Raw genomic sequence first — 21,705 nt, 5'->3', positions numbered from 1 at the left:
GGACGGCTTCACGAGCGCGCCCCGTCCGAGAGGATCTGCCCGACCCGCGCGTAGGCGGCCACCTGATGCGCCTCCCGCCGCTCCCGCTCGGCGGGGTCGGGGTGGAAGAGCGCCTGCCGTCCGGGGTGGATCGTCGCATCCTCGATGCTGAGGAAGCCGGATCCGACGCCCACCTGCGTCGCCGGCCCCGGGTCACGCAGGACACTGAGCACGCGCGCGTCCGTGCCGCCGTGATGCGGGGCGATGCGCGGGACGAACCCCTCGGGGTCCGGCTCCGAGATCGCGGCGACGAACGCGTTGATCGGGCCCAAGTGCGGCGCGGTCGCGGCCGTGTCCTCCTGCGAGGTGCGGAAGGCGCGATCGGCCATGCGTCGTGTCATCCCCTAGACCTACGCGGCCGCCGCCGGCCTATCTCGCCCGCGCCGTCCGCCCGCGCCACAGCAGCCACACGAAGTACGGCGTGCCGACGAGCGCGGTCACGAGGCCGGCGCCGAGCTGGGCGGGAGCGATCACGGTGCGGCCGAGCAGGTCGGCGAGGGTCACGAGGGCGGCGCCCAGCAGGATCGCGACGGGCACGACGCGCGCGTGGCGGGATCCGACGAGCGCGCGGGCCGCGTGGGGCGCGACCAGGCCGACGAAGCCGATCACGCCGACGGCCGCGACCGCCGTCGCCGTGAGCACCACGGCGATCGACAGGGCGAGCAGGCGCGCGCGGCCGAGCGAGACGCCGAGGAGGCGCGGGGTGTCGTCGTCGAGGGCGACGAGATCCAGCATCCGGTGCCGCGGCACCGCGACCGTCACCGCCAGCACGAGGGCGACCAGCACCGGCAGGGCGTCGTCGAATCCGCGGCCGTAGGTGGATCCGGAGAGCCAGGTGAGCGCCTTCGCGCCGTCGAACGGGTCGGTGAGCACGATGATCATGCTGATCGCCGCCGCCGTGCCCGCCGAGACGCCGACGCCGATGAGCACCAGCCGGTTCTGCGGGAAGCCGCCGCGCGCCGCGAGGCCGAAGACGACGGCCGCCGCGGCGAGCGCGCCCAGCCCGGCGGCGCCCGCGATGCCCCATCCGGACGCGAGCGGCGCGGTGGTCACGAACAGCACGGCGCCGAGGCCCGCGCCACCGGAGACGCCGAGGATCGCGGGATCCGCGAGCGGGTTCCGGGTGACCGCCTGCACGAGCACGCCGGCGAGCGCGAGCGCCGCACCGGCCAGCACGGCGGCGAGCACGCGGGGCACGCGGGTGTCGAGCACGTAGCTGACGACGGGGCCGGCCGTGCCGCGGATCCCGTTCACGACGTCGCCGAGGAGCAGCTTCGCGTCGCCGAGGAGCACGGCGGCGAGGAGCAGCCCGACGAGCACCGCGACCAGCGCGCCGACCACGACCGCGGCGCGACGGCGGGTGATCACGCCGTGCCGCTCGGTGGGCGCGGGCGTCGCGCTGTCGCGGGTGCGCACGGCGAGCACCACGAGCACGACCGCGCCGATGAGGGAGGTGACGAGGCCGGTCGGCACGGCGACCGACGCCTCGGCGCCGACGACCGCGCGCAGCAGCACGTCGGCGAGGAGCACGACCGCGGCGCCCATCAGCCCGGCGACGGGGAGGAAGACCCACGAGCGGCGGACCCCGGGCACGAGCCGGCGCAGCGGCCGCACGAACGCGGGCGCGTACAGGCCGACGAATCCGATGGGCCCGGCGACCGTCACGGCCGCGGCGGCGAGCAGCACCGAGGCGAGCACGGCGATCACGCGGGTCGCGCGCACGTCGACGCCGAGGCTGCGCGCGGCGTCGTCGCCGAGGCCGAGCGCGTCGAGCCGGCGGGTGATGAGGAGCAGGATCCCGAGCGCGACCACCACGACGGGCGCCATCTGCGCGACCGCGTCGAACCCGTTCTGGCCGATGCCGCCCTGGCCCCAGCGGTAGAGGCCGGAGGTCTGCTGCGGGAAGAGGAGGAGGAGCGCGCTGGTGACGGATCCGAGGCCGAGCGCGAGCGCGCTGCCCGCGAGCACGAGGCGCACGGTGCCGGATCCGAGGCCCGAGACCGCGAGCACGATCGCCGCCGCGACGAGCCCGCCGACGAACGCGACGCCCGCGCCCGCGAGCACCGGCAGCGTGAGCCCGGTGACCGCGGCCACCGCGAGGGCCGCGTAGGCGCCGGCGTTCACGGCGAGGGTGTCGGGCGAGGCGAGCACGTTGCGGCTCACGGCCTGGAGGGCGGCGCCGGCGGCGCCCAGGGCGAGGCCCACGAGGATCCCGGCCGCCATGCGCGGCAGGCGCGACGCGACCACGACGGACGCGTCGCCCGGCGTCGCGCGCCCGGTGAGCGCCTCCCACACCTCGCGCGGGCCGACCGCGGCGGTGCCCTGCGTGACGTCGATCACCGCGAGCACCACCACGACGAGCGCGAGGAGGGCGACGACCGCGACCGCCCGCACCGGGATCCGGCCGGCCCCGTCGGCGCGCGCGACGGCGGCGGCGAACGACGGGACGGGATCCGGGGTCGCCGGCGGCGCGACGGACACGGACGCGGGAGGCGCGTCGGCCGGCGGGGGCGCGGTGCGGACGGGAGCGCTCATCGGGAGGGCGCGGGTCAGCCGGCGAGCAGGTCGGACACGGCCTTCGCGTACGCCGTCATCGACGCCGGGCCGCCGAACGCCCAGATGCCGTCGGGCATGCGGTGCACGTCGCCCGCCGTCACGAACGGCAGCGACTGCCACACGGCGTTGCCCGCGAGCGTCGTGGCGAACGGGTCGTCGCCCTGCGTGGAGTTGGAGTTGTAGAGGAACTGCACGTCGCCGACGGTCGTGAGTCCCTCGACGTCGGTGGATCCGAGGCCGTAGGCCGGGTCGACCTCGCCCGTCCATGCGTTCTCGAGGCCGAGCGCGGTGGTCACGTCGCCGATGAGCGAGCCGTTCCCGAACGGGCGGATGGTGACCGCGCCGGCGTCCACGTACGCGTCCGCGAACAGGAACTTGGATCCCGCGAGGCCGGCGGCGTCGAGCTTCGCCTTCGCGTCCGTGACGGCCTGGTCGTAGGCGTCGATGACCTTCGTCGCCTGGTCCTCGGTGCCCGTCGCCTTCGCGATGAGCTCGAGGTTGTCCTCGCTCTGCTGGATCTGCTTGCTGCCGTCGGCGGAGTTCACCTGCAGCACGGGCGCGATCGCCTTCAGCTGCTCGATGGCGTCGGCCGGCAGGTCGGTGGTCGCGACGATGAGGTCGGGCGCGAGCGACGCGATGGTCTCCACGCTCGGCTCGCCGCGCGTGCCGATGTCGGCGGGCTCGTTCACGAGCGGCACGGCCGACGACCAGGCGCTGTAGCCCGCGACGTCGGCGACGCCCACGGGATCCACGCCCAGCGACACGAGGTTCTCGACGACGTTCCACTCGGTGCCGACGACCTTCGTCGCGGGCCCGTCGAGCGTGACCTCCGCGCCGGTGCCGTCGGTGAGCGTGATCCGCTCGCCGGCCGGCGTCGTGCCGGCGCCCGTGGATGCCTCCTCGGTGGTGCCGCATGCGGTCAGCGTGAGCGCTGTCGCGGCGGCGAGGGCGGTCATCGCCAGGGTTCGTCGTCTCGTGATCACGGGTGGAGCCTCTCGTTCCTGTGGTGGTGGCGGGCGACCGCGCGGGTGCGCAGGCTGCCCGTCGTCGGGTCCGCGTGGACCTCGACGGGGATGCCGTAGACCTCGGTGAGGAGGTCGGGGGTCAGCACCTCGGATGGGGTGCCGGTCTTGACGATCCGGCCGTCCGAGAGCAGCGCGACGGTGTCGGCGAGCGCGGCGGCCTGGTCGAGGTCGTGGAGGACGACGCCGACGGCGATGCGTCCGTCGTCGGCGAGGTCGCGCACCAGGTCGAGGAGCTCGACCTGGTAGCGGAGGTCGAGGTAGGTGGTGGGCTCGTCGAGGAGCAGCACGCCCGTCTCCTGGGCGAGGCAGCTCGCGAGCCAGACGCGCTGGAGCTGGCCGCCGGAGAGCTGGTCGACGCCGCGGTCGGCGAGGGCGTCGAGGCCGGTGAGGTCGAGCGCGCGGTCCACGGCAGCCCGGCCGTCGGGATCCGCCCCGCCGAAGCGGCCGCGGTGCGGGTAGCGGCCGAACTCGACGACGTCGCGGACGCTGAGGCCGCCGGGCGTCGGGCGGCCCTGCGTGAGGAGCGCGACGCGGCGGGCGAAGCGGCGGAGGGAGAGGTCGAGGGCGTCGGACTCGCGGCCGTCGGCGGCGTCCGCGCCCTCGTCGCGCAGCACGAGCGATCCCGAGCGCGCCGCCTGCAGCCGCGCCATCGTGCGCAGCAGCGTCGACTTCCCGCTGCCGTTCGGGCCGACGAGCGCGGTGACGCAGCCCGGCCGGATCTCGAGACCCGCGCTGTGCACGACCTCGGTGTCGCCGTACGCGACCGTGATGCCGCGGGCCTCGAGGGCGGAGGCGGCGGGTGACGCGGGCGACGGATCCGGGTCCGCGGCGCGCGCGATCGGGGCGGTCGAGGCGGGGAGGGTCACGCAGGTGAGGTTAGCCTAACCTCATCATCCGCGACAAGCCGGGCGGGGATCCGCCGTCGCCGCCGGAGCTCAGGCGCGCGCCTCGGCGAGCGCCTCCGAGAGGTGCGCCCCCCACGAGCGGCAGGTGCGCTGGTAGCGGCTCTCGTCCGACTCGGGCCGCCAGCGCGCGTGAGCTCCTCCGGGAACGGGACGGCGCGCGTGCAGGGGAGGCCGTCGATCACGTCGCGCGTGTGCTGGTCGAGGGCCGTCGATCGCGACCCGCATCTGCCGCCGCCACGCGCGGACGGAGGTGACGCGCATCACGTCGGTGATCCCGGCGAGGATCACCACCGCGTCCGCCCGCGCGAGGTCGTCCTCGGCGTGCACGATCACGGCGGCCGCCTCGCGGAGGCGCGAACCCGGCAGCGGCGCGATGGACCACGCGACCCCGCGCCCGGTGCGCGTCGCGTGGTGCCGCGCGAGGAACGCGGGGAGGGCGATCTGGTGCGTGCGGACGCCGAGGCTGATCATTCCGGTTTCGCCGGCGACCGCGATCCGGTCGGGGCCCTCGACCACGCCGTGCGCGGCGTCGTCCGGATGGATGTCGCCGGACGCGTCGGACCGGCGGTAGAGGAACTCCCCCCCCCACCCGCGCGGCGATGCCGGGGAGGGCGATGACGTGCAGGAGGGGGGCGAGGAGACGGCGCATGGGGGTCCTGGGGCAGCGGGCGGATCCGGCGGGCTGCGTCCGGGGGCCGGCCTGCGGCGGCCCGCACGGAGCGGCGGGATGGTCACGGAGAGCGCGCTCTCCGTCGTGCGCGCGGGGCGGTGCTCCGCGCAGCCCGGGATCCAGGGGATGCCCCGGCCTAGGCGCGTGCGCGGGGTGGGTGCGGGGTCGGTACGGGGTCGGTACGGGGTCGGGCGATCGACGGTCGCTCAGCGGAGGTCGGCGGGCCCCAGCCGGTGCGCCCCGCGCAGCCACCGGACGAGCTCGTCGGCCGTGGCGTCGGCGGACGACGGCAGCGGATCCGCGCTCGCCAGCGCGTGCGCGATGCCGCCCGGCGCGCTGCCCAGCACGGCGTCGAGGAGCGCCGGGCCCCGGAGCCCCATCTCGCCGAGCAGCTCGACCTCCCGCGCGTTCAGGCCCACCGGGAGGTCGCCGTTGCCGAGGTCGGTGCCGTACACGACCCGGCCGCCGAGCGCGCGGTAGCGGCGGGCGTTGTCGAGGGCCGTCGCGAGGTCGGCGCCGTCGTGGATCGCCAGGGTCGAGATCCAGAGAACGTCCCGCGCGGCGGATGCGCGAAGCGTGGCGTCGTCGAGCCGCTCCGTCCACGGCACGTGCACGAGCACGTCGGCGCCCGCGCGGATCGCGCGCCCCGTCTGCCCCGCGCCCTCCGCGTGCACGGCGGCGGGCAGCCCGGCGTCGTGCGCGGCGTCGACCAGAGCGGCCAGCACGTCGTCCGCGAGGAGCGGACCGCCGTCGTGCAGCACGATCTTCACCGCAGCCGATCCGCCCGCCCGGGCCGCCGCGACGGTCGCCGCCGCATCCTCCGCGCGCGCCACCTCGCGCACCGCGGCCGGCGGCGCCCACGCGCGGTCCGACGGGTAACCCCCGGGGGCGGTGTGGAACGGACCGGCGTAGCGGACGTCCACACCCCTCGGCGGCCGGGCGGCGAAGCGGGCGATCTCCGCCGGATCCCACCCGAGGTCCACCACCGCCGTGACGGGCGACCCGGCGAGCGCCGCGTGCTCCACCAACCCGAGGTGCACGTGCCGGTCGACCACGCCGTCGCTGATCGCCAGGTCGAGCCGCCCGAGCACCGCGCCGGCCGCATCGGCCGTGTCGGCGAGCGCCACGCGCCCGCCGTCGATGCGCACGGCGACCTCCCGGTGGATCCGGTCGAGCCGCAGCTCCCGGACGCGCCAGACACCGGCAGGCAGGGCACCGCCGCCGGTCATCGCGTCAGCGGATCCGACAGCCCGAGCGACCACACGGCCACCCCGCCGAGCCCCAGCTGCCGGGCGAGCGCCACGCGCGCGTCGTACGAGCGCGCATCCGACCACCACACGACCGTGCCGTCGCGCAGGGTCGCGCGCCACTCCTGCTGCGGGACGCTCCAGACGGCCGTGCGCCTCTGGGACGCCACGAGATCGCGCGCCGCCTGGTCGGAGAGCTGCCGCCCCTCTCCCGTGCGCGGCCAGGTGTAGCCGTAGCCCGCGATGCCGAGCTGGATCCGCGCGGCCGGCACCGCCGCGAGCAGCGGCCTCAGCGCCGCCTTCACCCACGGCATCCCGCCGACGGGCCCCGCGGCGGACCACGTGGGCCCGTGCTGGTCGTACGCCATGAGCACGACGTGGTCGGCGGCCCGGCCGAGCGCCGGGAGGTCGTAGCCGGGCGGGCGGGGGTCGTCCGTGGTGGCCATGAGGCAGACGGAGACGCTGCGCCCGGATCCGAGGGCCGCCTTCAGCCCCGACACGAGCCGGGTGAGGCCGGCCGGATGCGCGCCCGAGAGGGTCTCGAGGTCGACCGTGACGCCGTCCCAACCGCGCTTGCGGACCTCGGCGGCGAGCTGCGCGACCACGCGGTCGACGTTCGCCGGGGATCCCAGCAGCGCGTCGGCGATGCCCGGCGAGAAGTCGCCGAGCGCCTCGTCGTAGTTGCCGACCAGCAGCTCGACCCGCTCGCCGCGCGCGTGCGCCTGGCGGAGCAGCGCGAGCGCCTCGGGCGACGGGGAGGCGACGCTCCGGCCGTCCGACGTGACGTTGACCCCGTCGACCACCACGGAGGTGAGGGCGGCGGCGCTCGCGTCGAGGCGCGAGACCGGGGTGGATCCGCCCTCCGCGTACCCGACGACCTCGAACGGCGCCGTCGCGACGGCGGGCAGGGATCCGACGACGACGGCCAGCACGGCGGCCGCTCCCACCGCCACCCCGACGAGGCGGCGGGCGCGCTCGAGGTGCGGGCGCGGAGGACAGGTCGGACGGGTCGGGGTCATGGGCCGAGCGTAGGGCGCGACGACGCCCGGACCCGGGCGGCGCGGCCGTCCCGTCGACCCCCCGTCCGCGCCGCGCATGTGCAGGAGCCGCGTCACCGGATCCGCGCGGCCCGTAGCCTCGTGCCCCTCCCGTCCGCGCCCCACCCCGAGGTCCCATGCCGTACGCACCGCACCCGCGCACGCCGTCGGCCGCCGACCTGTCGCGCGGCGGCCGTCCGCGCCACGGCCATCCGCGCGGCGGCCGCTCGCACCCCGGCCGTCCGCGTCGCCTCGCCCCGGGAGCCCGCGCGTGCTGAGCAGCCCCGATCGCGACGACGACCTCCTGCAGGAGCGCCTCCGCGCGCTGCACGACGTGTGGCCCGGGGATCCGGCCGACGACGACCCGCTCCGCGCCACCCGCCGCGCGGCCGCCGCCGCGGGCGCCGACCGGATCCCCGCGCCGCGGCCCACCGGCCTCCTCCGCCTGGCGTGCCGCGCGATCCTCCGCCGCCTCGGCGCCAGCGCGGCCGGCCTCCCCCTGCCGCCCTCCGCGGATCCCGCGCCCGATGCGCATCACGCGCCCGACACGGCCTCGCCACCGACCGCGGACCCGCCGCCCGCGCACCCCTGACCCTCCCCCACGCGCCGTCCCCGCATCGCTACCGTGGACCCGTGCCCACCGCCGCCGCCCCGCACCCCGCGCCGATGCCCCTCCCCGCCGCCGAACCCGGACTGCCCACCCCGCTGATCCGCGCATGAGTCGTCCCGGCGCCGCCCCCACCATCCACGACGTGGCCGCGCGCGCGGGCGTCTCCAAGTCGGTCGTCTCGCGCGCTCTCTCCGGCGCGCCGGGCGTGGCACCCGCCACGCAGCAGACGGTCCGCGACGCCGCCGCGGCGCTCGGCTACGTCGCCAACGCCCACGCGCGCGGGATGTCCGCGCACCGCACCCACACGCTCGGCGTCCTCGTGCGCGACGCGTCCACGCCGTTCTACGGTCACCTGCTCACCGCGCTGCAGCAGCGGGCCTCGGAGCGCGGGTACCGGGTCGTGACGACGACGGGATTCGTCGCGTTCGACATCGAGGAGGAGCGCAAGGCCCTCGAGACGCTCGTCTCGCTGCAGGTGGAGGGGCTCGTCGTGTGCAGCGGCGCGCTCCCGGTCGCCGACATCCTGCCGTCCGCGCGGCGGATCCCCACGGTCGTCGCCGGCCGCCCCGAGGTGGACGCGTCGCTCAGCAGCGTCTACTGCGACGAGCGGACGGGCGGCCGCGGCCTCGCCGACCACGTCGCGTCGCTCGGCCACCGCCGCGTCGCCGTCGTCACGCTCGCGCCCGTCCTCTCCCTCACGATCTCCGCCCGCACCTTCGCGATGCTCGACCGCCTCCGCGAGCTCGGCCTCGACGTCCTGCACGTGCGCGGCGAGGAGCACGCGGGCGGCCACATCGACGGGGCCGCCGCCGTCGCGCAGACGATAGTCGACGCGGGCGGCGTGACCGCGGTCATGGCGCCGAGCGACGTGTGGGCCCTCGCGATCCTCGACGGCCTCGGCCGCCGCGGCATCACCGCCCCGGCGGAGGTGTCCATCACCGGCTACGACGGGCTGCCGCCCTTCACGAGCGACCTCCTCGGCTTCACCACGTGGCGCCAGCCGATCCCCGTCATCGGCGCCCTCGCCGTCGACGCGGTGGTCGACCGCATCGACGGCACCGTCACGGGCACATGCCACATCGCGGTGGACGGCGCGCTGATCCCGGGCCGCACGGCCGTCCCCCTCCGCGCCTGACGCGCGCCGCGCGGGCACCCGGAGCGCGCCACGCGGGCGCCGCACCCGCGCGCACCGCCCGTCCACCGGCTGTTCACCCCGCGGCCGTCCCCGCCCGTCCGTCGTGTGGCACGGTGGTCGTCGCATCGTAGGGAACGTTCCCTGCGCCCGTTCGACGCCAGGAGGATCCCGCATGGACCACGACGACCCCACCGCCTACGCGCTCGCCGCCCCCGACACCGCGCCCGCGTCGGCGAGCCGCGTCGACATGCGCCCCTCGCTGCGCCCCCGCGACGACAGCGACCCCTACCGCTACGGGATCTTCCTCCGCCCCGACCCGCGCACCTGCCGGGCCGTGACCGTGATCACCGACCAGATCCGCGCGCAGTACGGCCTCGTGTCCGCGGGCGCCTTCCCCCCGCACGCGACCCTCATCGGCAGCCAGCCGTTCGGGCACGACGAGGTGCAGGTGATCGAGGCGGTCACCGAGCTCCTCGCCGACCGCCCCTCGTTCCCGGTGCACAACGCGGGCGTCCGCGAGCAGGGGTTCGGCTTCGTCTACGACGTCGACGAGCGGCCGGACGGCAGCCAGAACGCCGAGCTGCTCGCGCTCGCGGCGGACATCGACCGGGTCGCGGCGCCGTTCCGCCGGCCCATGGAGTCCCCCGAGCACCACTCGTTCGACCCCGCGCGCTTCCGGGCGCACCTCTCGCTCGCCTCGCACGACCTCCTCGTGCGCCCCGACCTGCACGACGAGGTCGGCGACTTCATCCACGGGCTCGAGCAGCCCGTGCCCGAGGGCTTCCTCGGCGACACGGTCGTCATGTACCGCACCGCGAGCCCGGACTGGTCCGGCCGCTGGTGGACCACCCTCACCTGGGAGCACGTGCGCACCTGGACCCTCGGCGGCACCGCGCGCTGACCCGCGGATCCGCGGCGCGGCGGGCCTCTCACCCTCGCCTCACCCGGGGATCACCCGCGATTCGCGCACGAGGTGTCCCCCTAAATGAGGACCGACGACGTAGAGTCGTCTCAGCACAGCGGGTTCCCCCCGATGCCGCCGTGCGAATGGATACCCGACGAGCGCCCCCGCGCGTCCCCCCGCCCACGGGGCAGCTCATCAGATCCCTCCGTGCTCCGACCCGAACGGACGCGGCAGCAGCAGGAGCCCGACGCGCGCCGTACCCGCGGACGCGTCGGGCTCTTGTGCGCCCGCCCGGGCATCGCACGACGTGCGGCACGGATCGCGATGTCCGACCCGCGCGTCCCGTCCCCGTCGACGACCGCGACGCGCCAGGATGGAGGGACGGCTTGAGGGGGATCCATGCGCACGACCGTCTACACCAGCACCGCCACGCGACACATGACCGGCGAGGACCTCGCGGAGCTCCTCGCCCAGTGCATCCGCAACAACGAGGAGGCCGAACTCACCGGCCTGCTGCTCCACCGCGACGGGAGGTTCATGCAGGTGCTCGAGGGCCCGCACGACGCGGTGGAGTCGGTGTACGCCGCCATCGAGGCGGATCCCCGGCACACCGACGTGCGCCTGCTGCTCGACGAGGAGATCCCCGCCCGGCAGTTCCCCCAGTGGTCGATGGGCTTCCGCACGGTGGACGACGCGACGCTCCGCCAGCTCCGCGGCTACGACGACTTCCTCGACAAGCCCGCGTCCGCCGAGGCCCGCCCCGACGCTCCGTCCCGCGCCCGCTGGCTCCTGGAATGGTTCCGCACGCACCCGGTGTGATCCGCGCGGGCCTCGACACGGGGCCGGTGCGCGTGCCACCATATCGACATTCGTTGTAACGATGATCGATGGGACACATCATGGGACGCTCACCCCTCGCCGGCACCGGCTCCGCCGCTCGCGTCTCGCGCGGCGTGCTGTGGTCGGCCCTCGCGATCGCCGTGCTCGTGCTGCTGGCGGTGGCCGCGGCGGCCGTCGTGAGCGCGGTGGAGACCCTGCGCACCGGTGTCGTGCACACGTCGCTCGAGATGCGCGGATCCCTGCCCGCCGAGGCCGACGCCGGCCCCGCCGACCTCCGCTCGGGCGCGTACCGCACGGCCGAGGTCGCGGTGGGCGAGCTGCCCGGCGGGATCGTGGCGTTGCACGTCGCCCGCATCGCGCTGGACGCGTCCGTGGGCATCGCCCTCGCGGGCACGGTCGCGATCCTCGCCCGCCGGCTGCTCCGGCCGGATCCGCTCGCCCGCCGCCTCAGCCTCGTGGTCACGCTCGCGGGCGGGACCGTGATGATCGCGGCACTGCTCTCGCTCGGCGCGCGCACGGGCGTGGCCTGGATGGTCGGCGACGCGCTCAACGACCCGGACGTGGGGCTCGACGGCTTCTGGCCGGTCGTCGCGGAGGTCGACGGGTCGACCATCGCGCTCGGCTTCGCCCTGATGATCGTCGGGCTGGTGGTCGAGCACGGCGAGACCCTGCAGCGCGACACCCGCGGCCTCGTCTGATGGGCGCCGACGACGACGCCCCCACCGGCGTCCACTGCCGCCTCGACGAGCTGCTCGCCGCGCGCGGCATGACGCTCACGAGGCTGAGCGCGATCGTGGGCGTGAGCCAGGTGAACCTCTCGGTGCTGAAGAACGACCGCGCTCGGGCGATCCGCTACTCGACCCTCGTCGCGGTGTGCCGCGCGCTCGAGTGCGAGATCGGCGACCTGCTGGTGCTGGATCCGCCGGCGGCCTGACGCGCTCGACCCGGACGCACGCCGGGCCGCCTCAGCCGCGCAGCGCCGCGAGCGCCTTCTCGACCCGGCGCGCGCGGGTCTCGTCCGTCTTCGCCTCGCCGATCGGGTCCACGAGGGCGCGCTGCCGGCTCGACGACAGCGCGCGGAACGCCTCAGCCAGGGCCGGATCCGCGGCGAGCGCGGCGGCGACCTCCTCCGGCACGACGGCCTCGCGCGGCCCGACGTCGAGCTCGATGCTCACCTCGACCTCGTCGTCGGCCGCGACGCGCGACGCGGCCCGATGGGCGGCGCTCAGCGGAATCAGGGACCGCCCGCCCATGGCGCCGACGCTCGTGCGGTACGTGTAGCCGGCCACGGTCACCACGACGGCGGGGCGCTTCCCCGCCCCCAGCTCCTCGAGCGCCTCCGGGGGCACGGGGAGACCGGTCGCGTCGACGCGGGCCTGCATGACGCGGGTGCGGAAGGTGGGCATGACGGCTCCTCGGCGAGCGGGCGCGGCCCGGGCGGCCGCGGTGGACCCGAGGCTAGGCCCGCGACTCGGGCTTCGTCGAGACGGCGACCGTGAACTTCGCGTTCCGGCCCGCCTCGCGCGTCGGCCCGACGATGCGCGTCAGCTGCGGCCGGTAGCCGAGCGGGCTGTTGTAGACGGTCCAGAGCTCGCCGCCGGGGCGGAGCATGCGGGCCGCCGCGGCGAAGAGGCGCGGCGCGAGGCCCGCGTGCACGGTGGCGCCCGTGTGGAACGGCGGGTTGAGGAGCACGAGGTCGGCGGATCCGTCGGGCACGGCGGATCCCGCGTCGTCGCGCACCACGGTCACCCGCTCGGCCATGCCGTTCGCGGCGACGGTCGCGCGCGCCGAGTCGACGGCCGCCCACGACTGGTCGGTCGCGATGACGCGGATGCCCGGCCGGGCGAGCGCGACGGCCGACGCGATGACGCCCGTGCCGCAGCCGAGGTCGACCGCGACGCGGGCGTCGGCGGGCAGGTCGGCGAGGAGGGAGAGGAGGAAGCGCGTGCCGATGTCGATCTTCGAACCGGCGAAGGCGGCGCCGTGCGCGCGCACCTCGAGGCCGAGGTCGGGATGGGACTCGCGGCGGGGGTACTCGTCGGAGGCGGCGTCGCGCACAGGTCCGCGCGCCACGAGGATCCGCGACTTCTGCCGCGCGAGCGTCGCGTGCACGTCGCCGAAGCGGCGGCGGAGCACCTCGGTCATCGCGGGCGTCATGTGCTTCACGCGGCCGCCGGCGAGCACGGTCACGTCGTCGGCCGCCGCCCGGGCGACCACGCCGGCCCACTCGTCGAGCGCGTCGAGGCTGCGCGGCAGGCGCGCGACCACGACCCGGGCGCCCGCGGCGAGCGCGTCGTCGAGGCCGTGGTGCCGGAGTTCAGCCCGCTCGCCGATCAGCTCCGCGTTGAGGTCGAGCGCGGTCTCGGAGGCGAGGGCGTCCTGGTGCACGCGGATGCGGAGGGGATCCGCCGCCCCGGCACGCCGCAGGGCCGCCGCGGCGCCGAGCGCGAGCGCGCCGTACTGGTCGCCGATCACGACGAGCCCCTCGGGCCGGACGGGACGGCCCGCAGCGGATGCGGCGTCGAGCAGCGCGACCAGCTCGTCGAGGAGCAGCCGGTCGGCCGCGTCCACGGCGAACAGGTTCTCGGCCTCGACGTCGGGCCGGCGGCGCAGCGCACCGAGGTCGAGCAGGTCGTCGGCGGCGACTGCGGTGGCGGGTGCGGTGGCGGGTGCGGCGTCGGGAGCGTCGCTCACCGCGCGTCGCGTCCGGAGCCGTCGCGGTCGTCGCCCGGCATCGCGAGCGCCGCCCGGTACAGCACGACCTCGGTCTGCCGCGAGGGCCGCACGCCCGCGCGCAGCGACACCACGTCGCCGTCGCCGCGGGCCGCGAACACGCGGCGGCCGGGCCGCGACAGCAGCTCGTCGGCGAGCGCCGACTCCAGCTGGCGGACGCGCCCGCGGAGCTCGGACACCTGGTTCTCGAGCTCGAGGATCCGCGCGATGCCCTCCAGGCTCACGCCCTCCGCGCCCAGCCGGGCGACCTCCCGCAGCTGCACGATGTCGCGCATCGAGTAGCGGCGGCTTCGCCCGGCCGTGCGGGTGGGCGACACGAGCCCGAGGCGGTCGTACTGCCGGAGCGTCTGCGGGTGCATGCCCGACAGCTCGGCCGCCACGGAGATCACGAAGACGGGGGCGTCCTCGTCCATCGTGTCGCGGGGATCCACGTCAGCTCCTGGCCCGCTCGATGAGCTCGCGGCGCGGGTCCTCGTCGGGGCCCGAGCTCGCGAACGCGTCGAGCGCCACGCGCTGGGCGTCGGTGAGGCGGGACGGCACCGCGACCTCGATGCGCGCGAGCAGGTCGCCCGTGCCCTTCGGGGTCGTGACGCCGCGGCCCTTGACGCGCAGGACCTTGCCGCTGGACGTGCCCGGCGCGACCTTCAGCCGCACCGGGTCGCCGCCGAGCGTGGGCACCTCGATGGTCGCGCCGAGCGCGGCCTCGGGGAACGTGACGGGCACGTTGACCCGGAGGTTCAGCCCGTCGCGCTCGAACACGGGGTGCGGTCGCACGTGCACCGTGAGGATGATGTCGCCGGACGCGCCGCCGTCGCCCGACGGCTCGCCCTTGCCGGCGAGGCGGATCTTCTGCCCGTCGGAGACCCCGGCCGGCACGCGCACCGTGAGCGGGCGGCCGTCGGAGTCCTGCAGGCGCACGACGTCGCCCTGCACCGCGGTGAGGAAGTCGATCGTCGTGGACGCCGTGACGTCGCGTCCCTTGGTGGGCGCGCCGTATCCGCGGTAGCCGCCGGTGGACTGGCCGAAGCCGCCGTTGCCGAACATGCCGCCGAGGATGTCCTCGAACCCGCCCTGGCTGTACTGCGGCTGGCCGGAGCCGAACCCGGCCGTGCGCCGCCCGCGGCCGCCGGCCTGCTGGCCGAACATGCCGCCGAACACGTCCTCGAACCCGCCCGCCTGGCCGCCGCCGGCACCCGGGGCGGTGAAGCGCGCGCCGGATCCCATGGCCCGCATCTGGTCGTACTCGCGGCGCTGCTCCTTGTCGGCCAGCACGGCGTGCGCCTCGCTGATCTCCTTGAAGCGCGCCTCGGCCGACGGATCCGGGTTGCTGTCCGGGTGGTACTGCCGCGCGAGCTTGCGGTAGGCCTTCTTGAGGTCGGCCTCCGAGACGTCCTTGGACACTCCGAGGACCTTGTAGAAGTCCTTGTCGAACCAGTCCTGGCTGGCCATCAGACGCCTCCCTTCTTCGTCGTCTCGTGGTGGGGGCCGCACGACCCGATCCGGGCGCCCGCGCGTGCGGACGCCCGGACCGGGGTGGGTGCAGCCGGATCGATGCTGCGGTTGATGGCGCTACTCCGGCTTGTCGACGACGACCTTCGCGGCCCGCAGCAGCGTCTCGCCGATGTAGTAGCCACTCTCGACGACGTCCGCGACGGTGTCCACCTGGACCTCGGGGTTCGGCTTCTGGAAGATCGCCTCGTGCACCTGCGGGTCGAAGGCGTCGCCTACGGCGCCGACCTTGACCAGCCCGATGCGCTCCACGTTCGTCCGCAGCTTGGCGACGATCGCGGTGAGCGGTCCGCCCTCCGCGAGGTCGCCGTGCTTCTCGGCGCGATCCAGGTCGTCGAGCACCGGGAGGATGCCCTTGACCACGTCGCCGACCGCGCGCTGGCGCTCGATCTCGCGGTTGGCCTCGGTGCGCTTGCGGTAGTTGGCGTATTCCGCGGTGACGCGCTTCAGGTCCGCGAGGTGCTCGGAGTCGCCCTCGACGGGCTCGTTCCGGGTCTTCTCGATGAGGTCCTGCAGCTCCTCGTCCATGGGGTCGGTCGTCTCGACGTCGGGGCCCTCGGCCTCGACGAACGCGCCGTCGACGCCGGGGACGGAGGCCGCCTCGGCAGCGTCAGCAGCCTGAGCGTCGGACCCGGCCGGGGCCGAGGAGGCCGACTGCTCGGCCCCCTCGCCCTCGGGCGTGACGTCGTCGGGCCCGCGGCCCTCGCCGTTCGCGGTGTCCTCGGTCATCGGTCGGTCTTCTTGTCCTCGTCGTCCTCGTCCACGACCTCGGCGTCGACGATGTCCTCGTCGTCCTTCTTCGCCTCGGACGCGCCCTCGGGGGTCTCGCCCGCGGCCTGCTCCTGCTGGCCCTGCGCGTAGATGGCCTCGCCGAGCTTGGTCTGGCTGGCGGACAGCTTGTCGAACGCGGTCTTCACGGCATCCTCGTCGTCGCCGGCGAGGGCGCTCTTCAGGCCGTCGACGTCGCCCTGGACCTCGGACTTGACGTCCTCGGGGAGCTTGTCGTCGTTCTCCTTGATGAGCTTGTCGATCGAGTAGGCGAGCTGCTCCGCGTTGTTGCGGACCTCGGCCTGCTCGCGGCGCGTCTTGTCCTCCGCCGCGTGCTCCTCGGCCTCGCGCACCATGCGCTCGATGTCCTCCTTCGCGAGCGAGGATCCGCCCGTGATGGTCATCGACTGCTCCTTGCCGGTGCCCTTGTCCTTGGCGGACACGTGCACGATGCCGTTGGCGTCGATGTCGAAGGTGACCTCGACCTGCGGGATCCCGCGGGGCGCCGGCGCGATGCCGGTGAGCTCGAAGGTGCCCAGGTTCTTGTTGTCGCGGGTGAACTCGCGCTCGCCCTGGAAGACCTGGATCGCCACGGACGGCTGGTTGTCGTCAGCCGTGGTGAAGGTCTCGCTGCGCTTGGTCGGGATGGCCGTGTTGCGCTCGATGAGCTTGGTCATGATGCCGCCCTTGGTCTCGATGCCGAGGCTCAGGGGGGTGACGTCGATGAGCAGGACGTCCTTGCGCTCGCCCTTCAGCACGCCGGCCTGGAGCGCGGCGCCGACGGCGACGACCTCGTCCGGGTTGACGCCCTTGTTGGGCTCCTTGCCGCCCGTGAGCTTCTTCACGAGGTCGACGACGGCGGGCATGCGGGTGGATCCGCCGACGAGGACCACGTGGGCCACGTCGCCGACCGAGACGCCGGCCTCGCGGATGACGTCCTCGAAGGGCTTGCGGGTGCGCTCGAGCAGGTCGTTCGTGAGCTCCTCGAACTTGGCGCGGGTCAGCGTCTCGTCGAGGTTGGCCGGGCCGTTCTCCGTGAGGGAGAGGTACGGGAGCTGGATCGAGGTGCTGGTGGAGGAGCTGAGCTCCTTCTTCGCCTGCTCCGCGGCCTCCTTGAGGCGCTGCTTGGCGATCTTGTCGTTCGAGACGTCGACGCCCGTCGACTCCTTGAAGCGCTTGACGAGGTGGTCGACGATGCGCTGGTCCCAGTCGTCGCCGCCGAGGCGGTTGTCGCCCGCGGTGGAGCGGACCTGGATGGTGCTGAAGTCGTCGTCCTTGCCCACCTCGAGGAGGGAGACGTCGAACGTGCCGCCGCCGAGGTCGAAGACGAGGATGAGCTCGTCCTCCTTGCCCCGGTCGAGGCCGTAGGCGAGGGCCGCCGCGGTGGGCTCGTTGATGATGCGGAGCACGTTGAGGCCCGCGATCTCGCCGGCCTCCTTCGTGGCCTGGCGCTCGGCGTCGTTGAAGTACGCGGGGACGGTGATGACCGCGTCGGTCACCGAGTCGCCCAGGTACTGCTCGGCGTCGCGCTTGAGCTTGCCGAGGATGCGCGCCGACAGCTCCTGCGACGTGTACTTCTTGTCGTCGATCGCGACGGTCCAGTCGGTGCCCATGTGGCGCTTGACGGACGAGATGGTGCGGTCGACGTTGGTGACGTTCTGGCGCTTGGCGGTCTCGCCGACCAGCACCTCGCCGTCCTTGGTGAACGCGACGACGGACGGCGTGGTGCGCGCGCCCTCGGCGTTGGCGATGACGGTGGGCTCTCCGCCCTCCAGGACCGAGACCACCGAGTTGGTGGTACCCAGGTCGATTCCTACTGCACGAGCCATGGGGTGTTCTCCTTCTATTGCCGCGAGGCCCCGGATCACGGGGTCGCTTCGTGTGGTGACGCGGGTGTCCCGCGGAGTCTCGCTCGCGGTGCCGCTTCGTCAGCGGCGTGCTACTTGAGCCGCGATGACTCAACTCTACCGGGCCCTCGCCGGGCGTCAAGTCGGGACGCCAGGAGTTGAGCGATGTCGGCTCAACTCACAGGGTCGGCGGCCCGCCACCGGTCCGCCCCGCGGCGGTGTGCCCCGGCCGGGGGGCCGGAGGGGCGAGACGGGGGCTACTGGTTCACCTAGATCGCTACTGGGTCCCTTTTCCGGTGTCGATCTGCTGATTTAGCGTTGCCGACGCGAGGCCGGGGGGCCTCTCGGCGCCCTTCATGAGGACGTGTTCTCCAGGGGGTGGTCGGGATGGTCGGTACGCGTGCGCGCCATGCCGCCGACCCGCGTCCGGTCGCCGCCGGAGCGCGCTCCCGCCCCGGGATCCGCCGCCTGGCCGCGCTCGCGGCGGCCGCCGTCGGGGCCGCGCTCCTCATCACCCTGCCCGCGCCGACCGCGACCGCGGCGTCGCAGCTGATCACCGAGTCGTTCAGCGGCACGAGCGTGTCCGACGCCGCGTGGAAGCCGCTCGGCAGCGCCTGCCTCACCCGCGCCACCTCGGCCCCGAGCAGCGGCTCGACGCTCGGCGTCTGCTCGAGCCGCACCCAGGCGCCGCCCGCGAGCGCGAGCCCGGGCGCCCTCCAGCTCACCGACAACCGCGCCAACGCGGTCGGCGGCGTCGTCTACGACAACGCGATCCCGGCCAGCGGCGGGCTCGACATCAAGTTCGACCAGTACCAGTACGGCACGTCCTCCGGCGGCGCCGACGGCATCGGCTTCTTCCTCACCGACGGATCCGTGCCGCTCACCGCGGCGGGCCCGTCCGGCGGATCCCTCGGCTACGCCCAGAGCACGACCGCGGCGGGCGTCGCGGGCGGCTACCTCGGCGTCGGCCTCGACGCGTACGGCAACTTCTCCAACGGCACCGAGGGCCGCGGCACGGGCTGCACCACCCCGAGCGCCGGCGTCGGCTCGCGCCCCAACGCCATCGCGCTGCGCGGACCCGGCACGGGCCTGACGGGCTACTGCTATCTGACGGGCGCGTCTCCCGCGTCGAGCCTCCGCGCCACGACGACGCTGAGCACGCCGACCACGGACCTCGGCCGGACCATCCGCATCACGGTCTCCCCCGCCCGGCTCCCCGTCGTCACCGTCTACATGGGCGCGACGGCGGGGGCGTCCACCGCCTCCCTCACGCAGGTCGTGCAGTACACGATGACCACCCCCGCCCCCGCGTCCTACAAGCTCGGCTACCTCGCCTCGACGGGCACCTCCACGGACACGCACCTGATCCGCGAGGTGAGCGTCTCGAGCGTCACCGACCTCACGCCGCTCAACCTCGTGAAGCAGATCGACCGGACGAACGCCCAGCCGGCCGCGTACTCCGAGGGCCAGACGATCCCGTACCAGTTCGTGCTCACCAACAGCGGCGGCGTCGTCCTGTCGAACCTCACGGTGAGCGACCCCCTCGTCCCCTCCGCCTCCTGCACCGGGGGCCTCCTCGGGACGGGCCTGCTGCTCATCGGCGCGTCGGCGACGTGCACGGGCACCCACGTCGTGACGCCCGCGGAGGCGATGTCCGGCACGCTCGTGAACACCGCGACCGCACGCGGCCTCAACACGCTGCTCGCGGCCGTGAACAGCAACTCGAGCACGGCCACCGCGCAGATCGTGACGCCGGCTCCCGCGCTCGCGCTCACGAAGACGGGCACGCTCACGGACTCCAACGGCAACGGCCGGGCGGACGTCGGCGAGCGGATCGCCTACTCGTTCGTCGCGCGCAACAGCGGGAACGTGTCGCTGTACACGGTGGCGGTGGCCGACCCGCGCGTCACCGGCATCAGCCCCGCCTCCACGACCCTGGCGCCCGGCGCGTCCCAGACCTTCACCTCCACGGCGTACACCGTGACGCAGGCCGACGTGGACGCCGCGACGCCGATCGTGAACACGGCCACCGTCTCGGGGAAGACCTTCTCCGGGGCGGCCGCGCCGACCGCGAGCTCCTCGACGAGCACGCCGGTCAACGGATCCGCGGCGCTCACGCTCACAAAGGGCGCGACGCTCACGGGCGGGTCCGTGGCGGGCGCCACGGTCGCGTACTCCTTCTCCATCCGCAACACCGGCACGGTGCCGCTCACCGGGGTGGCGCTCACGGATCCGCTCCCCGGGCTGTCCGCCGTGACGTACGCGTGGCCGGGCACCGCGGGCACGCTCGCCGTCGGCGCGACCGCGACCGCCACCGCGAGCTACACGGTGCGGCAGGCCGACGTCGACGCGGGGCAGATCGCGAACACGGCGACCGTCCGCGGCGCGAGCTCCGGCGGCACGCAGGCGCAGGCCACCGCGACCCGCACCGTGACCCTCGACCGCACGGCGACCCTGGCCTTCACCAAGACCGCGACACCCGGCAACGTGCCGGCGGCGGGCGGTGTCGTGACGTACGCGTTCCGGCTGCAGAACACCGGGTCGACGACGCTCACGGGCGTCTCCATCGCGGATCCGCGCACCGGCGTCTCCGCCCTTGCGTACACCTGGCCCGGCACCGCGGGCACGCTCGCGCCCGGCCAGGTCGTCACGGCGACCGCCACGTACACGGCCACGACCGCGGACGTGGCGGCCGGATCCATCGTCAACACCGCGACCGCCACCGCGACAGCGCCGACCGGGCCGATCAGCCGCACCGCGACGGCGACCGTGCTCGCCGTGCCGGACCCGCTGCCGGACGCCGCGACGACGCCCCAGGGCGTGCCCGTGGTGGTCGACGTGCTCGCCGACGACGGGCCCGCCGCGACGGGCGCGACGCTCAGCCGCGCGCAGCTCTCGGCGACGCCGGCGCTCGTGGGCGGCGCGGCGGGACCCGTGCCCGCGTCGCCGACCTCCGGCAGCGCCACGTGCGTCGCGAGCGGCACGGACCGCGGACGCTGCACGTACCGGTCGGTCGACGGCTTCACGGGCGTGGACGTCTTCGACTACGCGCTGCAGAGCGCCGCGGGCACCTGGAACGTGCGGGTCACGATCACCGTCACGCCCGTCAACCGCACGGCCGTCGCCCGCGACGACCGGCTGGTGGCGACGATCGGCGGTCCGGACGTGACGATCGACCCGCGGGCGAACGACACGGACGTGGACGGCGACGCGCTCGCGATCACGGGCGCCACCCCGCCCACCGCCCTGACCGGGTCGTTCAACTGCACGGCCGTCCTGTGCACGTACCGGCCGCCGGCGACGGGGACGGCGGGATCCACCGTGATCGCCTACGCGATCACCGACCGCCCGGCGGCGCCCGGCACCGGCATCGCCGCGACATCGACCATCACCGTCCACCTCGACCCGGCCCCGCTCGTGCCCCGCGGCTTCTCGCACCGGGACGACGTCGCGCTCGGCGCATCCACCGGCACCTGGACGAGCACGACGACCGTCACCGCCGCGACCGCGAGCTGCGTCGCCGGCCGTCCGGTCACGTCGCTCGCCTGGACCGCGGTCCCCGGCGCCACCGACCAGCTCGTCGAGCGGCGCCTCGCGGGCACGACGCCCGGCGCGTGGACCACGGTCGCCCGCCTGGCCGGCACCGTGACCTCGTTCGCGGACGACCGGCTCGGCGAGTCCCTCTCCTACCAGTGGCGCGTCCGGCCCGACCTGCAGCGCTGGCTCGGCGTCGCGAGCGCCCCCTCCGTCGCCGTCGCCCAGCCGGCGGCCGTCTCCGCGGTGGGCTGCTGATGCCCGCCCCGCGACCCCCCAGGCCGCATCCGCCCCCGGATGCGGCGACACGCCCCGACCGACACGTCCGTCACCGCACCAGCAGGAA

Annotated in this window: 20 protein-coding genes; 7 read left to right on the top strand and 13 right to left on the bottom strand. The window is 75.1% G+C overall.

Annotated features, from left to right (window positions below; genetic code table 11):
• Positions 1-8: 8 nt before the first annotated feature.
• The 7 genes from CMN_RS14545 to CMN_RS00400 form a co-directional block, all read right to left on the bottom strand.
• On the bottom strand, positions 9-368 hold the full coding sequence (locus CMN_RS14545; protein ID WP_051057912.1) for a uracil-DNA glycosylase family protein: 360 nt from the start codon (positions 366-368) through the stop codon (positions 9-11).
• A 40-nt stretch (positions 369-408) separates the two neighbouring features.
• Positions 409-2,574, bottom strand: coding sequence for an iron ABC transporter permease (locus tag CMN_RS00425; protein WP_015488894.1), 2,166 nt, complete (start codon positions 2,572-2,574; stop codon positions 409-411).
• Between the two features lie 14 nt (positions 2,575-2,588).
• Positions 2,589-3,578 carry an iron-siderophore ABC transporter substrate-binding protein gene (locus CMN_RS00420; protein ID WP_015488893.1) on the bottom strand — a complete coding sequence of 330 codons (990 nt, stop codon included), beginning with the start codon at positions 3,576-3,578 and terminating at the stop codon, positions 2,589-2,591.
• Positions 3,575-4,486 carry an ABC transporter ATP-binding protein gene (locus tag CMN_RS00415; protein WP_015488892.1) on the bottom strand — a complete coding sequence of 304 codons (912 nt, stop codon included), beginning with the start codon at positions 4,484-4,486 and terminating at the stop codon, positions 3,575-3,577. The genes CMN_RS00420 and CMN_RS00415 overlap by 4 nt, the downstream gene beginning before the upstream one ends.
• Before the next feature lie 69 nt (positions 4,487-4,555).
• Positions 4,556-4,996 (bottom strand): SGNH/GDSL hydrolase family protein, encoded by a 441-nt coding sequence (locus tag CMN_RS00410; RefSeq protein WP_227077707.1) that lies wholly within the window; start codon positions 4,994-4,996, stop codon positions 4,556-4,558.
• Between the two features lie 405 nt (positions 4,997-5,401).
• Positions 5,402-6,424 carry an amidohydrolase family protein gene (locus tag CMN_RS00405; RefSeq protein WP_015488890.1) on the bottom strand — a complete coding sequence of 341 codons (1,023 nt, stop codon included), beginning with the start codon at positions 6,422-6,424 and terminating at the stop codon, positions 5,402-5,404.
• On the bottom strand, positions 6,421-7,461 hold the full coding sequence (locus CMN_RS00400; protein WP_227077706.1) for a glycosyl hydrolase family 18 protein: 1,041 nt from the start codon (positions 7,459-7,461) through the stop codon (positions 6,421-6,423). Before CMN_RS00400 ends, CMN_RS00405 begins: the two co-directional genes overlap by 4 nt.
• Before the next feature lie 289 nt (positions 7,462-7,750).
• On the opposite strand from CMN_RS00400, the gene CMN_RS00395 reads away from it, so the two are divergent.
• From CMN_RS00395 to CMN_RS00370, 6 genes are all read left to right on the top strand, one after another.
• Positions 7,751-8,071, top strand: a complete 321-nt coding sequence (locus CMN_RS00395; protein WP_015488888.1) for a hypothetical protein — start codon at positions 7,751-7,753, stop codon at positions 8,069-8,071.
• Between the two features lie 124 nt (positions 8,072-8,195).
• Positions 8,196-9,224: a LacI family DNA-binding transcriptional regulator gene (locus CMN_RS00390; protein WP_015488887.1), complete on the top strand. Its 1,029-nt coding sequence runs from the start codon at positions 8,196-8,198 to the stop codon at positions 9,222-9,224.
• A gap of 172 nt (positions 9,225-9,396) precedes the next feature.
• Positions 9,397-10,125 carry a 2'-5' RNA ligase family protein gene (locus CMN_RS00385; protein ID WP_015488886.1) on the top strand — a complete coding sequence of 243 codons (729 nt, stop codon included), beginning with the start codon at positions 9,397-9,399 and terminating at the stop codon, positions 10,123-10,125.
• Positions 10,126-10,527: 402 nt separating this feature from the next.
• Complete coding sequence (locus CMN_RS00380; RefSeq protein ID WP_015488885.1) at positions 10,528-10,947, top strand: BLUF domain-containing protein; 420 nt, start codon at positions 10,528-10,530, stop codon at positions 10,945-10,947.
• Positions 10,948-11,027: 80 nt separating this feature from the next.
• The gene (locus CMN_RS00375; RefSeq protein WP_015488884.1) at positions 11,028-11,666 is read left to right on the top strand and encodes a hypothetical protein; all 639 of its coding nucleotides are present in this window, start codon (positions 11,028-11,030) and stop codon (positions 11,664-11,666) included.
• A complete protein-coding gene (locus CMN_RS00370; protein WP_015488883.1) occupies positions 11,666-11,902 on the top strand; it encodes a helix-turn-helix domain-containing protein in 237 nt (78 codons plus the stop codon). The genes CMN_RS00375 and CMN_RS00370 overlap by 1 nt, the downstream gene beginning before the upstream one ends.
• 31 nt (positions 11,903-11,933) lie before the next feature.
• Here CMN_RS00370 and CMN_RS00365 read toward each other — a convergent pair whose 3' ends face one another.
• From CMN_RS00365 to dnaK, 6 genes are all read right to left on the bottom strand, one after another.
• Entirely contained in the window at positions 11,934-12,374 is a 441-nt protein-coding gene (locus CMN_RS00365; RefSeq protein ID WP_015488882.1) for a YdeI/OmpD-associated family protein, read from the bottom strand.
• A 52-nt stretch (positions 12,375-12,426) separates the two neighbouring features.
• Complete coding sequence (locus CMN_RS00360; RefSeq protein WP_015488881.1) at positions 12,427-13,662, bottom strand: class I SAM-dependent methyltransferase; 1,236 nt, start codon at positions 13,660-13,662, stop codon at positions 12,427-12,429.
• Positions 13,659-14,114 carry a heat shock protein transcriptional repressor HspR gene (locus tag CMN_RS00355; RefSeq protein WP_041465342.1) on the bottom strand — a complete coding sequence of 152 codons (456 nt, stop codon included), beginning with the start codon at positions 14,112-14,114 and terminating at the stop codon, positions 13,659-13,661. The genes CMN_RS00360 and CMN_RS00355 overlap by 4 nt, the downstream gene beginning before the upstream one ends.
• 19 nt (positions 14,115-14,133) lie before the next feature.
• Complete coding sequence (locus CMN_RS00350; protein WP_015488879.1) at positions 14,134-15,150, bottom strand: DnaJ C-terminal domain-containing protein; 1,017 nt, start codon at positions 15,148-15,150, stop codon at positions 14,134-14,136.
• Positions 15,151-15,270: 120 nt separating this feature from the next.
• Positions 15,271-15,939: a nucleotide exchange factor GrpE gene (locus CMN_RS00345; RefSeq protein ID WP_015488878.1), complete on the bottom strand. Its 669-nt coding sequence runs from the start codon at positions 15,937-15,939 to the stop codon at positions 15,271-15,273.
• Entirely contained in the window at positions 15,936-17,807 is a 1,872-nt protein-coding gene (dnaK, locus tag CMN_RS00340) for a molecular chaperone DnaK (protein WP_015488877.1), read from the bottom strand. Before dnaK ends, CMN_RS00345 begins: the two co-directional genes overlap by 4 nt.
• Positions 17,808-18,212: 405 nt before the next feature.
• Here dnaK and CMN_RS00335 point away from each other — a divergent pair, with 405 nt between their 5' ends.
• Positions 18,213-21,617: a CLIPPER-2 domain-containing protein gene (locus CMN_RS00335; RefSeq protein WP_015488876.1), complete on the top strand. Its 3,405-nt coding sequence runs from the start codon at positions 18,213-18,215 to the stop codon at positions 21,615-21,617.
• Positions 21,618-21,705 lie beyond the last annotated feature (88 nt).

Source organism: Clavibacter nebraskensis NCPPB 2581, assembly GCF_000355695.1.
Taxonomy (GTDB): domain Bacteria; phylum Actinomycetota; class Actinomycetes; order Actinomycetales; family Microbacteriaceae; genus Clavibacter; species Clavibacter nebraskensis.
The sequence above is the reverse complement of the archived record's forward strand: the minus strand, read 5'-3'. Positions and strand labels throughout refer to the sequence as shown.